Below are 13,404 nucleotides of genomic sequence, written 5' to 3' on the forward strand. Positions count from 1 at the left end.
ACGCAGATCGTCGACCGGCTCGCGCGACGTCTGCGCGACCGCGACCGCGACCGCGTGTGCCGCACGGTGGTGCTGCGCCTGCGCTACGGCGACTTCTCGAAGGCGACCCGGTCACGCACGCTACGCGCTCCGACCGACCGCACCGCGGTGCTGCTGATGGTCGCGCGAGGATTGCTCGACGCGGCACTGCCGGTGATCGCCGAGCGCGGGATCACCCTCATCGGCGTCTCGCTGTCGCAACTGGGCCACCTCGACGACACGCAGTCCGAGCTGCCGATCGACTGGGACGACGGAGTCCGCCTCGACACGGTGCTCGACGCGGTGCGCGACAAATACGGGGCGACCTCTGTCGCCCGTGCGGCGCAACTCGGCCGCGACCCCGGCTGGTCGACGCCGGTGCTGCCCGAGCGCGAGTGACCGGGCAGCGCCGAAGTCAGCCTTCGAGGACGAACTTGAGCTGCTCGATCGCCCAGTCGAGCTCCGTCGCCCGCACGACGAGCGGCGGCGCGATGCGGATCGTCTGGCCGTGCGTGTCCTTCACGAGAACGCCACGGGTCAGCATCCGCTCCGCCACCTCGCGCCCGGTGCCGACGGACGGATCGATGTCGATGCCGGCCCACAGCCCCGCGACGCGCACTTCGGTCACGCCGTGCCCGACGAGTTCGTCGAGGCGCGCCTCGAGGTGCTCGCCGAGTGCCGACGCGCGACGCTGGAACTCACCGGTCGACAGCATCTCGACGACGCGCTCGCCGACCGCGGCCGCGAGCGGGTTGCCGCCGAAGGTCGACCCGTGCTCGCCCGGACGGATCACGCCGAGCACATCCGTGTTCGCCACGACCGCCGACAGCGGCAGGATCCCGCCGCCGAGCGCCTTGCCGAGCAGGTAGATGTCGGGCACGACGCCTTCGCGGTCGCACGCGAACGTCTCGCCCACGCGACCGAGACCCGACTGGATCTCGTCCGCGATGAACAGGACGTTGTTGCGGGTGCAGATCTCGCGCACCTCACGCAGGTAGCCCTCGGGCGGAATGACGACGCCCGCCTCTCCCTGGATCGGCTCGATGAGCACCGCCGCCGTGTCCGGTGTGATCGCCGCCTCGATCGCGGCGGCGTCGCCGAACGCGACCGACACGAACCCCGGCGCGTACGGACCGAAGTCGTCGTGCGCCTGCGGGTCGTCGCTGAAGCCGACGATCGTCGTGGTGCGGCCGTGGAAGTTGCCGTTCGCGACGACGATGGTCGCGGCATCCGGTGCGATGCCCTTCACGCGGTAGCCCCACGCACGCGCCACCTTGATGCCGGTCTCGACGGCCTCGGCGCCCGTGTTCATCGGGAGCACGAGGTCCTTGCCGCACAGCTTCGCGAGCGCGGCGGCGAAGGTGCCGAGCCGGTCGTTGTGGTAGGCGCGGCTGGTGAGCGTGAGGCGGTCGAGCTGCTCGCGCGCGGCGGCGACGATGGCCGGGTGCAGGTGTCCGAAGTTCAGCGCGGAGTACGCCGACAGCAAGTCGAGATAGCGCTTGCCCTCGACGTCGGTCACCCACGCGCCCTCGCCCCGCGAGATGACCACGGGCAGCGGATGGTAGTTGTGCGCGACATGCTGCTCTTCGGCGCCGATGATGCGCATCGTGCCCGTGTCGAGTGTCACTGCCCGGTCACTGAGCTTGTCGGCCCGGTCGCTGAGCTTGTCGAAGTGTGCGGACATGACCGCTCCCGTCATCGTCGCAGCTCGAGCGTGCAGCACTTGATGCCGCCACCGCCCAGGAGCAGTTCGGACAGATCGACGAGCACCGGGTGGTAGCCGCGCTCGCGCAGCTGCGCCTCGAAGCCCTTGGCGCGCGGAGAGATGAACACGTTCAGGCCGTCGCTCGCCGAGTTGAGCCCGAACACGGCACCGTCGGCGTCGTCGACGAGGATCGCCTCGGGGAAGCGCTCGGCGAGGATCGCCTGGCTGCGCTCGTCGAACGCGCTCGGCAGGTACGCGATGTTCGCGCGCTCGACGCCGCCCGGGCCCTCGACGGGGTCGAGCACCGAGATCGCGGTGTCGAGGTGGTAGAAGCGCGGATCGACCAGGTTGAGCGAGACGACCTCCTTGTTGAAGACCTCGCCCACCTCGCGGTGGCTGTCGCCCGTCGAGCGGAAGCCGGTGCCGGCGAGGATCGTGTCGCCGACGAGCAGGAAGTCGCCCTCGCCCTCGTTGACCTCGCGCGGCTCGACGACCTCGAAGCCGTTCTGGCGGAACCACTCCATGAACGCGGGCGCCTCGGGCACGCGCTCCTGGAAGCGGAACTTGGCGCCGTAGGCGACGCCGTCGATCACGAAGCCGCCGTTGGCCGTGTAGACCATGTCGGGCAGGCCCGGGATCGGGTCGATCAGCTGAACCTCATGGCCGAGGGCGACGTACGTGTCGTACAGCGTCTGCCACTGCCGCAACGCGACCGCGGTGTCGGTGGGGTTCGCCGGCTCCATCCAAGGGTTGATCCGGTAGCTCACCGTGAAGTGCTCGGGCCGGCACATCAGGTAGCGGCGGTGCTGCTGGATGCGCGGCTGCTCAGCTGTCACGGTGGTCACGGTATCGGACTTGGCCGCTCCCTGACCCTGTCGAATGGTCGTGGACATTTCGCTCCTCATCGGAATGGGGATGGCGGACGCTGTCCAGAGGCCCGGCGGCCCTTCGTTCCATGGTGCATCCGCACGACGAAGGGGGCGATCCGGGCACGCCGGGGAATATTGTCGCACGAGTTCCCGGGCATCCGCCCCGGAGTCCGCTCGGGCGACGTCAGCAGAGGAGATGTCGCGAAACGAGGACGGATTCCGCGGAAAGGTCCTTGTCTCGCGGGATCTCCTCCACTCGACCCAGGCGCGCCCGTGGCGCGACCGTCAATCCTCGACGCGCACCACGACCTTCCCCACCGTGTGCCCCGCGTCGACGTGCGCGAGCGCGTCGCGTGCCTCGTCGAACGTGAAAGTGCGCTCGATCACGGGCTCGAGCTCGCCGCGCGCGACCATCTCGAGAAGCGTCGAGGTGACGGATGCCGTGGCCCGCGCCGTGAACGGACGGAAGCGTCGCCTGCCGCCGATCGACCGGAGCAGGGCGTGCAGCATCCGCCCGATCGGGCCGAACGGCCCCTCGCCCTCGCCGCCGACCATCACGATGCACCCGCCCTCGCGCGCGAGCCCCTGGACCACCCGCAGCGGAGCCTCGCCCGCGATGTCGATCACCGCGTCGAACGACCCCTCCGGGAGCGACTCGGGACCGTCCGTGCGGTAGTCGAATGTGCGCGTGGCGCCGAGCCTCTCGACCAGCGCGCGGTTGCGTTCGCCGCACAGCGCCCACACTTCGGCGCCGGCGCGGGCGGCGAGCTGCACGGTGTACGTGCCGACACCGCCGGATGCCCCGATCACGAGCACGCGGCTGCCGGCGCCCGCCCCCGCCACGTGGAGCGCCTGCCACGCGGTCCCGCCGGCGAGGGGCACCGCCGCGGCGGTCACCGCATCGGTCTCTCGGGGCCGAGGCACGACGCGATCGAACCGTGTCACGGCGTAGGTGGCCAGGCCCCCTCCGCCGCCCGAGATCTCGCCGACGACCTCGTCGCCGACGTGCGACGCGTCGACGCCCTCGCCGACCGCGACGATCGTGCCGGCGACGTCCATCCCGCGCACGGGATTGCGGGGGCGCCGCAGCCCGAACCCGAGCCGGAGCACTCCGGGCTTGCCGCGCAGGAGCTTCACGTCGGCCGAGTTGAGGGCCGTCGCGCGCACCCGCACGAGCACCTCCCCTCTGCCGGGCGTCGGACGGTCGATCGCGTGCTGCTCGAGGACCTCGGGGCCGCCGTAGGCGGATTGCGTCCAGGCACGCGTGGTTGCCGCATCCGTGTTCATGGTCACTCCTCGGGGTATTGGAAGACGTCGTCGAGACCGACCCCGAAGACGCGTGAGATCTGGAATGCGAGCTCGAGCGTGGGCGAGTACCTGCCCTGTTCGATCGCGATGAGGGTCTGGCGCGTGACGCCGATGCGCTTGGCGAGCTCCGCCTGCGTGAGGCCCGCCTCTTCGCGCAGCGGACGGATGGAGTTCGTGACGCGGGTGGGCTTGACCATCACACGAGTCCTCGGCGGTAGGCGATCACGCGGGCGATCCCGCCGACGAAGCTCGAGATCGCGAACCCGAAGAACATCGCGTTGGCGATCCAGAACCGGTCCGCCTCGAATGCGCACAGCACGATCACCGCGAGACCGCCGAGCACGAGGAACGCCGTCCCCACGCGCTCGCCCATGTGCGCGATGTCGCGGTCGCGCTGGTCGGACTTCCCGACCCCGTCGGGATCCCGCATTCCGGCGATCATCCCCCACACGACGCTCACGAGGATCGTCAGCACGATGCCGGCGACGATCGTCCACAGCATGATCGGCCACCAGTCGACGTCTGTCAGCGGCCCGTCGCCCGCTGCCTGCAGCAGCACGACGATGTACACGGGCATCACGACGACCATCACGATGAGGCCCGCCCACGTGTTGCGTTCTTCGTAGACCACCGCCGACTCCTTCGATGTCAGGTTTTCTTTACATTGACGCTACGGCGCCCGATCAGACATGTCAAGAATCTTTTACACGGATGCGATCGCCATCCACACCCGGCACGACGACGCACGCCGCTCGGTTTAGGATTCCTCGACCCGTCATGGTCGACGGGCCGCACGCACCATCACCCGGAGTCCCTCATGCGCAAGCGCTGGATCGCGCTCATCGTCGTCGCGTCCGTCCTGGTCGTCCTGCTCGCGGGCGCATACTGGGCCGGCCGCCACCTGTTCCACATGCCCACCGCGAAGGGCGTCGACTCGGTCGTCGGCGAGCTCGGTGGAACGCGTGTGCTCGGCGTGTTCGCCCACCCCGACGACGAGCAGACCGTCAACGGCCTCTTCTGGCGCGCGAAGCAGCGCGACGGCGCGTACACCGCGATGATCACCGCGACCCGGGGCGAAGCGGGCCACCAGACGCCGGTCGTCGCGAGGCAGGACGACCTGGGCGACATCCGCAAGGCCGAGGCGCTCAAGAACAGCTTCAACCTCGGCGTCGACGAGCACGAGGTGTGGGACCACCCCGACGGCGGCGTGCCCGATGTCGACGAGGAGGAGCTCGTCGACCGCGTGGCAGCTGTCATGGAGCGTGTACGGCCCGACGTCGTCGTCGCGTTCTGGCCTGAATCGGGCGCCACCGGGCACCCCGACCACATGCAGATGGGCCACGTGACCGAGCTCGCGATCGCGAAGCTCGCCGAAGAGGGCGGCTCGTACCGGGGAACCGACCACATCGTGTACACGATCAGCCCGACGACCGCCCTCTCGATCTTCGGCGGCGAGACGGGCGCGTTCGTGGTCGAGAACCAGCCCGACCCCGAGTACGCGATGTCGGCCGAGGTCGGCAAGAAGCACGAGGGATGGGCGATCCACGCGTCGCAGGCGAACTTCCTGCAGGACGCGTACCACCTCCCGGCGTGGCTCGTGTACCTCCTGTGGGACCAGGAGTTCTATCACGTGCGCGACCTCGAGGCCGACCCGCTCGACTGATTCGACGGATGCCGCCGGCCGGCGCCGACCGTTCAACGGGCGCGTCCGTCGACCCGGACCGCCTCCCCGCACGAGCCCCGCCCGGCCCGACCGTTTACTACGTAGTAAAGACCCTCTTTACAACGTAGTAAACGCTCGCTAGCCTGGCGACGCGGACGACCTCCGGGGGCCCGCATCATTCAAGGAGGAATGCAGATGCAAGCTTCGCCATCCATCCGGCGGGGCGGGGAGTCCGCACGCGACAACGGCCGTCGCGGGCGACTCTTCAAGCCCTTCGCCGCTCTGGGGATCACGCTGGCAATGGTGCTCAGCATGGCCCCGACGGTCGCGCAGGCCGACGACGAGATCGACCTGACGCCGGGACCGACCATCATCCAGGACCCGAACTCGCCGACGGGATACACGGGCCATTTCGTGTATTACAACCCGACGGCCACGAGTGTGCGGTTCGTCGCCGACATCCTGCTGCGCGATTGGGAGAACCCGAGCGCGACGAGGATCTACCAGCCGCAGGAGTACCGGCCGGGCCTCATGCGCGGCGCCGGTGCCTACGACGTGCAGATGACGAACGTCGGCGACGGCTACTGGGTGCACGACGTCCCGCTCGCAGCGGGCGTCAACCAGTACTGGTTCTACGTCAACAACAACACGAACCTGTGGGTCGCCGACCCGGCCAACCCGCCCATCTACCCGCCGGACGGCCTGACCGGCAACGCGCGGCGCGCCTTCAACGCCGTCTACGTCCCGTACGACGCGGAGAAGCAGAACTACGGCCCCATGGCGGAGAAGGTCATCGCGAACCCGCGCCCCGACACCGCGATGGGCACGTGGAGCTACGTCCCGATCCAGATCGGCGCGACGACCCGTACGCTCGGCGTCTACCTGCCGCCGGGATACGACCCGAACCGCGAGGAGCCGTACAAGACGATCTACCTCCAGCACGGCAGCGGTCAGGACCAGTCCGACTGGCTCAACATCGGCAGCGTCCCGATCATCATGGACAACCTGCTCCACGACGGCCTGACCGAGCCGGCGGTCGTCGTCACGACGAATTCGCAGTACCTCGGCGGCAACGCCTCCAGCAACCTGGAGAGCATCATCATCCCCTTCGTCCAGGAGCACTACAACGTCTCGGCGCACCGGATGGACCGCGCCTTCGCGGGGCTCTCGATGGGCGCATCGATCACGACCGCCATCATCAACAACAACCCCCTGCGGTTCGGCTACTACGGCGTGTGGAGCTTCGGCGCGGGGATCAACAGGAACACGCCCAACCTCGACAAGGCGTACGTCCACATCGGGTGCGGTGTATGGGACAACCTCAACCTGTGCCCGTCGCAGGCGACGCTCAACAACCTGAACGGGTTCGTCAACTACAAGTACGACCTCATCGCGGGTGGTCACGACTTCAACACGTGGCCGCAGCTGTTCGCGATCTTCGCGCGTGACTACCTGTGGCAGCGCGGGGCGTTCGTCAACGGCGCGCCCGAGTTCGCGGCAGGCGGCGAGACGCAGGCGGTCGACGAGAACCGGAACCTGACGTTCAGCGTCGAGGCGACGGATCCCGACGGCGACCCGATCACGTACAGTGCGTCCGGCCTGCCGGCGGGGGCGACGTTCGACCCGGCGACGAGGGAATTCTCGTGGACGCCTGACTACACGCAGGCGGGCGAGTACACGGTGACCTTCACGGCGAGTGACGGCGACAAGTCGTACAGCCTGTCGTCGACGAAGGACGTCACGATCACGGTCCGCGACGTGACGGTCGCGGAGCAGCTCACCGGGCTCACCTCGGCCGTGGCCGCGACCTCCCTCAACGGCGGCAACAAGAACGCGCTCACGGTCAAGCTGAACCAGGTCGCGAAGCAGCTCGCGAAGGGCAGGGCGGACGATGCGGTGAGGATCCTCACGGAGGACTTCATCCCGCAGGTGGCCGACTTCCTCGCCGCGGGCAAGCTGACGGCGGACGAGGCCGAGGCACTCACCACGGCTGCGCAGGAGGCGGTGCTCAACATCACGTCGTAAGTCTTTCGGGCATCGAACAGACGGGGCTGTCGGCGGGGGTTCCACCCTCCCGCCGGGAGCCCCGTCGCGCCTCTTTCTGGCCGCAGGTTATCCCAGATCAGACTGGATTTACAACGTCGTAGAAGACCTCTTTACAACGTGGTAAACCGTCGCTAGCCTGGCCGTGCGCGAGCAACCCCCAGAGAGCTCGGCAGCTATTCAAGGAGGAACAGTGATGAGCCTTTTGCCGCGAACGGACCATGCGCCAGACGCCCCCGGCACGCGCGTGCGCCGGGGTCGCCGCGGGCGACTCGGGAGATCTCTCGGAGCCCTCGGGCTGTCAGCCGCCCTCGTGCTGAGCAGCGTCCCGCTCGCCGCGCAGGCGGATGAGGTCGACCTGACGCCCGGGCCGACCGTGTACGCGGACCCGAACTCGCCGACCGGCTACACGGGTCACTTCGTGTACTACAACCCGGATGCCACGAGCGTGCGCTTCGTCGCCGACATCCTGCTGCGCAACTGGGCGGACCTGAGCGACCCCACGGTCTATCAGCCGTCCGAGTACTTCCCCGGTCTCATGCGAGGCGGCGGGGCGTACGACGCGGAGATGACCAACGTGGGCGACGGCTACTGGGTGATCGACGTTCCGCTGGCCGCCGGCGCGAACCAGTACTGGTTCTACGTGAACAACAACACGAACCTGTGGGTCACGGATCCGGCGAACTCGCCGATCTACGCGCCCGACGGCCTGACCGGCACGGCTCGCCGCGCCTTCAACAAGGTCTTCGTGCCGTACGACGCCGAGAAGCAGAACTTCGAACCGCTCGCCGCTCGCCAGATCGAGCTGCCGCGTGAGGACTCGGCCAAGGGCACGTGGAGCTACGTCGAGATCCCGGAGCTGCCCCCGCTGAACGGCATCCCGCGCACGATCGGCGTCTACCTCCCGCCGGGATACGACCCGAACCGCGCAGAGCCGTACAAGACGATCTACATGCAGCACGGTGGCGGTCAGGACCAGTCCGACTGGATGAACATGGGCAACGTCCCGGTCATCATGGACAACCTGCTCGACGACGGCACCACCGAGCCGGCGGTCGTCATCACGACGAACACGAACTACCTCGGACCCGTCGGAAGCACTGCGGTCCAGGGCGACGCGTACCCCAACCTGCGCAATGTCGTGATCCCGTTCGTCGAGGCGAACTACAACGTCTCGACGAAGCCGATCGACCGGGCCTTCGCGGGCCTGTCGGCAGGTTCCGCCGTCACGCAGAACCTGATCCGCGACGACGCCGACTTCTTCGGGTACTACGGCCCCTGGAGCGGTGGTGCGAGCGTTCCCACCAACACGCCGGACCTGCTCTACCCGTACATCCACTACGGCGGCGGTGCGTGGGACTTCGGTCTGCCGAACGCGAACACGGTGGCGAACCTCGACAACTTCGGGTTCGTCGAGAACACGGTGGTCTCGGGTGCGCACGACTTCAACGCCTGGAACCAGCTGTTCTCGATCTGGGCGCGCGACTACCTGTGGCACCCCGAGGCGTTCATCCAGGACGAGATCGGGCAGCTGAAGGACAACGTCGCGGCGACGGGCCTGAACAAGGGCAACAAGAACGCCCTGACGGTCAAGCTCGACCAGGCGCTGAAGCTCATCGGCAAGGGCAAGAGCGCTGAGGCGCTCGAAGTGCTCGACGGCTACACCACGCAGGTGGGCAACTTCGTGAACAACGGAAAGCTGACCGCCGACGAGGGGGCCACTCTCACGGCCCTCGCGGAGCAGATCACGGCCAACCTGAGCCACTGGCTGGAGTGATCATCCACTGAGAGGAAGGGCTGCCGGCGAGGATCTCCTCGTCGGCAGCCCTCTTCTCACGATCGGGTATCGGATGCCGGGGCTGTGGACTCGCGCACGACGAGCGACGTGGCCAGCTCCACCCGCGTGACCTCCGGCATCGGCGCATCCGCGAGCTCGAGCAGCAGTCGCGTCGCCTGCTCCGCCATCTCGCGCACAGGCTGGTGGATCGTCGTGAGCCGAGGACTCGCGAGCTCCGCGATCGCGAGATCATCGAACCCCACGACGGAAAGGTCGTCCGGCACGGCGATGCCGAGCGAGTTGGCCGCGTGCAGCACGCCGAGCGCCTGGATGTCGCTGCCGGCGAAGATCGCGGTCGGCGTCTCGCGCCCGCTCAGCAGGCGCGTCGCGTGCAGTTCCCCGCTCTCGAGGCTGAACTCGCCGAACCGCACCCACTCCGGGCGGACCGGCAGGTGAGCCGAGGTCATCGCCGCGCGGAATCCGTCGATCCGTGCGACGGCCGACATGACGTCGCGCGGACCGCTCATCGCCGCGATGCGCCGGTGGCCGAGGTCGATGAGGTGGCGTGTGGCCGTGAGCCCGCCCGACCAGTTCGCCGACCCGATCGCGGGAATGCCCGGGTCGGGGTCGCCCGCGGGGTCGATCACGACGAACGGGATGCCCCGCGCGCTCAGCTTCTGCTGGCCGTCGCGCGGCAGCCCGGCGAAGAGCAGGATGACCCCGGTCGGCGCCCGCCGCACGACGGAGTCGAACCACTCCGGACCGGGACCCCGCCGGTCGCCGCTGACCGAGAGCGAGATGGCCAGGCCCACCTCGGCCGCCGCCTCGCGCACGCCCTCGATGATCGCGAGCGCCCACTCCCCGTCGAGCTCGTCGAGCACGACCTCGATGTACTCGCGGCGCTGTTTGCTCTTGCGCCGCCGGTAACCGCTCTCGCGCAGCTGTTCCTCGACGAGAGCGCGCGTCGCCGACGACACATCCGCGGCGCCGTTGAGCACCTTGGAGATGGTCGTCATGGAGACCCCCGTCCGAGCGGCGATCTCCTTGAGGGTCACTCGCTGGGTTCTCGCCATCGCTCGACCGGGTTCAGCGCGCGGCGCGTTCGAGGATCGCGGCCAGTCCCTCGCGGATGCGGCAGTTGCGGAAGGCGAAGGCGTCGGCGAGCCGCTCCGCCTCATCGGGCCCCACGCCCTCGAACGCCCGCGCGAAGTCGTCGACCATCGCCTCGGCGAGCATGACGTGACGGACGTGCCCGTGGATCCAGCGCCGCGCGCCCCACGGGTACGGCTGGAAGTCGGGGAACTCTGCCTCGAAGAGACGCTCGATCGGCTCGAGGATGTCGCGGATGCCGGCATCCGTCGACCCCCACGAGTCGACGCCCAATCGCGCCTTCTTCTCGAGCACCGGCGCGATGCGGCGCAGGTAGTCCGATTCGGGGTCGACCGTGACCACGCCCTGGAGCCCGATGTCCTTGTACGTCCACAGCGCCCAGCTCGCGTCGTACCGGTCGTAGATCTCGAGCTGGTCCTGCAGGAGTCGATACCGCTGCTCGTCGCGGACCGGGTCGCCGGTGTATACAGGGCCGAACTCGCCGACCCAGATGGGTGTGCCCGTCTCGCGCATGTACGCGGTGCGCAGCAGGAAGGTCTCCTCGACGCGGTCGCGATCGACGTACTCGCCGCGCGAGACACCGGGGTACGGGCCGCCGTCCACGAAGCCGGGGAGCGCGTAGTCGTGCGCCGTGTAGACCGTATTGGGCAGCGGGTCGCCGAGCTGGTCGAACTGCGTCGAATACCGGTTGCCGTCGAGGAAGAGGATGTGGTCGGGGTCGACCGCCCGGATCGCCGCCTCGAGTCGGCGGTAGAACGGGCCGATCGCGTCGCCGTGTGCGTCCGCGGGCTCGTTCACGAGGTTGTAGCCGGCCACCCACGGGTTGCCGCGATAGTGCTCGGCGATGCGCTCCCACAGGTTGACGACCCGGTCCTGGAACTGGCGCTGCTCCCAGAAGTGCGCCCACTGGGTCGGGTTGTCGCTGTGCCAGTGCTGGTTCTGAGCTCCCGGCACCGCGTGCAGGTCGAGGATCGTGTAGATGCCGTGCGCCGCGCACGCGTCGACGACCCGGTCCAGCAGCGCGAAACCCTCCTCCTTGACGGAGAAAGGCTCGGCGTCGGATTCGAAGTGCCGGTAGTTGAACGGGATGCGCAGCGAGTTGAGTCCGAGGGAGGCGAGGTACGCGGCATCCGCCTCTGTGAAGAACTCCCGCAGGAAGCGGTCGAAGAAGCGCTCGTAGGCCTCGTCGCCCAGCACGCGCCGCAACGCCCGGCGCTGCTGGGACTCCGTTCCCGCGTACCCGGTGATGAAGTTCTCCATGTTCATCCACCCGCCGAGGCCGAAGCCCCGAAGGATCACCGGCGTGTCACCCGCCACGATGCGGGTGCCGTCGACGCGGAGCACGCTCGACTGCGTCATCCGCTCCTCCTCTCCGTCATCAGCCCAGCGTGAGCACCGTCCACGACACGGGAGGGAGCGTGACCGTCACGATCCCGTCCCCCACGCGCGCGGACGAGTTCGACTTCGGCACCACGCGGTCCTGGTGGTCGAGGGTGTTCGCGGCGTGGATGTCGTCGTCGAACAGCGACGTCGCCTCGGCGCTCTCGACCGGACCGAGCGCGCGTGTGTCGATCTCGAGGGTCACCTCTTCGGTGAGGCTCCGGTTCACGGCGAAGATCGTCGTGCCGCCGTCGTCGTGCGTCGCGACCGCGTCGACGAGGGGCACCGTGCCGTAGAGCGCGGTGTCGTACGTCGGGCTGTCGAGCTTGAGCTCGAGCGCGGTCGCACGAGCGAGCTTCGACGTCAGCGAGAACGGGTAGAACGTGGTCTGCCGCCACGCCGGACCGCCCGGCTCGGTCATGATCGGCGCGATCACGTTGACGAGCTGCGCGAGGCTCGCGGCCGTGACGCGGTCCGCGTGGCGGATGAGCGAGATCAGCAGGCTCCCGAAGACCACCGCGTCGAGGACGGAGTACGAGTCCTCGAGCAGGCGCGGCGCGACCGGCCACGTCTGCACATCGGTGATCCGCTCGACGTTCTGGTAGCGCGACTGGTACCAGACGTTCCACTCGTCGAACGAGATGTTCATCGTCTTGTCGCTGCGCAGGACCGCCTTGACCGAGTCCGCCGTCGCGATGACGGCTTCGATGAAGCGGTCCATGTTCACGCCGGACGCGAGGAAGCTCCCGAAGTCGTCGCCCTCCGGCTCGTAGTACGCGTGGCACGAGATGTAGTCGACGTTGTCGTACGTCTTCTCGAGGACGATGCGCTCCCACTCGCCGAAGGTCTCCATGTGGGCGCTCGAACTCCCGCACACGACGAGCTCCAGGTCGGGATCGATCTGCCGCATGGCCGCAGCCGTCGTCGCGGCGAGCTGTGCGTAGGCCTCCGGCGTGCTGTGGCCGAGCTGCCAGGGCCCGTCCATCTCGTTGCCCAGGCACCACATGCGGATGTTGTGGGGCTCGGGGCGCCCGTTGGCGACGCGCTGGTCGGCCCAGTACGTGCCCGGCTTGAGGTTCGCGTACTCGAGCACGTCGAGCGCCTCGAGCACGCCCCTCGTGCCGAGGTTCACCGCGTACATGAGCTCGCTGCCCACGCTCTCCAGCCATGTCGCGAACTCGTCGAGACCGATCTGGTTGGTCTCGGTCGAGTGCCACGCGAGGTCGAGGCGGCGCGGACGCTGATCGCGCGGTCCGATGCCGTCCTCCCACCGGTAGCCCGAGACGAAGTTGCCTCCCGGGTAGCGGATCGTCGAGACGCCGAGCTCCTTGACGAGGTCGATGACGTCGCGGCGGAAGCCGTTCTCATCGGCCGACGGATGCCCCGGCTCGTAGATGCCGTCGTACACGCACCGGCCAAGGTGCTCGACGAAGGATCCGAAGAGCCTGCGGTTGATCGGACCGACCGTGAAATGCGGGTCGATGGTGAGGTGTGCGCGGATCATTCTTCTCTTCCGGAGCAGGAGCGGTGA

12 protein-coding genes are annotated in these 13,404 nt (G+C 68.5%); 4 read left to right on the forward strand and 8 right to left on the reverse strand.

Features of this window, described 5'->3' with window-relative positions:
• The coding region (locus VNR19_RS13400) for a DinB/UmuC family translesion DNA polymerase (RefSeq protein ID WP_491715944.1) at positions 1-417 on the forward strand (417 nt) is incomplete at its 5' end.
• A 16-nt stretch (positions 418-433) separates the two neighbouring features.
• On the opposite strand, the gene rocD is transcribed toward VNR19_RS13400, so the two are convergent.
• The 5 genes from rocD to VNR19_RS13425 form a co-directional block, all read right to left on the reverse strand.
• Positions 434-1,624: an ornithine--oxo-acid transaminase gene (gene rocD, locus VNR19_RS13405; RefSeq protein ID WP_325727582.1), complete on the reverse strand. Its 1,191-nt coding sequence runs from the start codon at positions 1,622-1,624 to the stop codon at positions 434-436.
• A gap of 89 nt (positions 1,625-1,713) precedes the next feature.
• Complete coding sequence (gene ddaH, locus VNR19_RS13410; RefSeq protein ID WP_349255616.1) at positions 1,714-2,616, reverse strand: dimethylargininase; 903 nt, start codon at positions 2,614-2,616, stop codon at positions 1,714-1,716.
• Between the two features lie 261 nt (positions 2,617-2,877).
• Positions 2,878-3,879: an NAD(P)-dependent alcohol dehydrogenase gene (locus tag VNR19_RS13415; protein ID WP_325727546.1), complete on the reverse strand. Its 1,002-nt coding sequence runs from the start codon at positions 3,877-3,879 to the stop codon at positions 2,878-2,880.
• Between the two features lie 2 nt (positions 3,880-3,881).
• Positions 3,882-4,097 carry a helix-turn-helix transcriptional regulator gene (locus VNR19_RS13420; RefSeq protein WP_325727548.1) on the reverse strand — a complete coding sequence of 72 codons (216 nt, stop codon included), beginning with the start codon at positions 4,095-4,097 and terminating at the stop codon, positions 3,882-3,884.
• Entirely contained in the window at positions 4,097-4,531 is a 435-nt protein-coding gene (locus tag VNR19_RS13425; RefSeq protein ID WP_325727550.1) for a hypothetical protein, read from the reverse strand. The genes VNR19_RS13420 and VNR19_RS13425 overlap by 1 nt, the downstream gene beginning before the upstream one ends.
• Before the next feature lie 186 nt (positions 4,532-4,717).
• Here VNR19_RS13425 and VNR19_RS13430 point away from each other — a divergent pair, with 186 nt between their 5' ends.
• The 3 genes from VNR19_RS13430 (at position 4,718) to VNR19_RS13440 (ending at position 9,383) form a co-directional block, all read left to right on the forward strand.
• Positions 4,718-5,563: a PIG-L deacetylase family protein gene (locus VNR19_RS13430; protein WP_325727552.1), complete on the forward strand. Its 846-nt coding sequence runs from the start codon at positions 4,718-4,720 to the stop codon at positions 5,561-5,563.
• 312 nt (positions 5,564-5,875) lie between these two features.
• Positions 5,876-7,588, forward strand: a complete 1,713-nt coding sequence (locus VNR19_RS13435) for a putative Ig domain-containing protein (protein ID WP_325727554.1) — start codon at positions 5,876-5,878, stop codon at positions 7,586-7,588.
• 331 nt (positions 7,589-7,919) lie between these two features.
• On the forward strand, positions 7,920-9,383 hold the full coding sequence (locus VNR19_RS13440; RefSeq protein WP_325727556.1) for an alpha/beta hydrolase: 1,464 nt from the start codon (positions 7,920-7,922) through the stop codon (positions 9,381-9,383).
• A 56-nt stretch (positions 9,384-9,439) separates the two neighbouring features.
• On the opposite strand, the gene VNR19_RS13445 is transcribed toward VNR19_RS13440, so the two are convergent.
• From VNR19_RS13445 to arfA, 3 genes are read right to left on the reverse strand one after another with little or no spacing between them, the layout of a single operon-like run.
• Entirely contained in the window at positions 9,440-10,456 is a 1,017-nt protein-coding gene (locus tag VNR19_RS13445) for a LacI family DNA-binding transcriptional regulator (protein ID WP_325727558.1), read from the reverse strand.
• A gap of 13 nt (positions 10,457-10,469) precedes the next feature.
• Positions 10,470-11,852, reverse strand: a complete 1,383-nt coding sequence (locus VNR19_RS13450) for a glycoside hydrolase family 5 protein (protein WP_325727560.1) — start codon at positions 11,850-11,852, stop codon at positions 10,470-10,472.
• 19 nt (positions 11,853-11,871) lie between these two features.
• Positions 11,872-13,377, reverse strand: a complete 1,506-nt coding sequence (gene arfA / locus VNR19_RS13455) for an arabinosylfuranosidase ArfA (protein WP_325727562.1) — start codon at positions 13,375-13,377, stop codon at positions 11,872-11,874.
• Positions 13,378-13,404: the final 27 nt, after the last annotated feature.

The organism is Microbacterium sp., assembly GCF_035556355.1.
Taxonomy (GTDB): domain Bacteria; phylum Actinomycetota; class Actinomycetes; order Actinomycetales; family Microbacteriaceae; genus Microbacterium.

Coding starts and splice junctions, on each gene's coding strand:
- rocD (WP_325727582.1), bottom strand. CDS start 1,624: ATGCGCATCATCGGCGCCGAAGAGCAGCATGTCGCGCACAACTACCAT.
- ddaH (WP_349255616.1), bottom strand. CDS start 2,616: ATGTCCACGACCATTCGACAGGGTCAGGGAGCGGCCAAGTCCGATACC.
- VNR19_RS13415 (WP_325727546.1), bottom strand. CDS start 3,879: ATGAACACGGATGCGGCAACCACGCGTGCCTGGACGCAATCCGCCTAC.
- VNR19_RS13420 (WP_325727548.1), bottom strand. CDS start 4,097: ATGGTCAAGCCCACCCGCGTCACGAACTCCATCCGTCCGCTGCGCGAA.
- VNR19_RS13430 (WP_325727552.1), top strand. CDS start 4,718: ATGCGCAAGCGCTGGATCGCGCTCATCGTCGTCGCGTCCGTCCTGGTC.
- VNR19_RS13435 (WP_325727554.1), top strand. CDS start 5,876: ATGGCCCCGACGGTCGCGCAGGCCGACGACGAGATCGACCTGACGCCG.
- VNR19_RS13445 (WP_325727558.1), bottom strand. CDS start 10,456: ATGGCGAGAACCCAGCGAGTGACCCTCAAGGAGATCGCCGCTCGGACG.
- VNR19_RS13450 (WP_325727560.1), bottom strand. CDS start 11,852: ATGACGCAGTCGAGCGTGCTCCGCGTCGACGGCACCCGCATCGTGGCG.
- arfA (WP_325727562.1), bottom strand. CDS start 13,377: ATGATCCGCGCACACCTCACCATCGACCCGCATTTCACGGTCGGTCCG.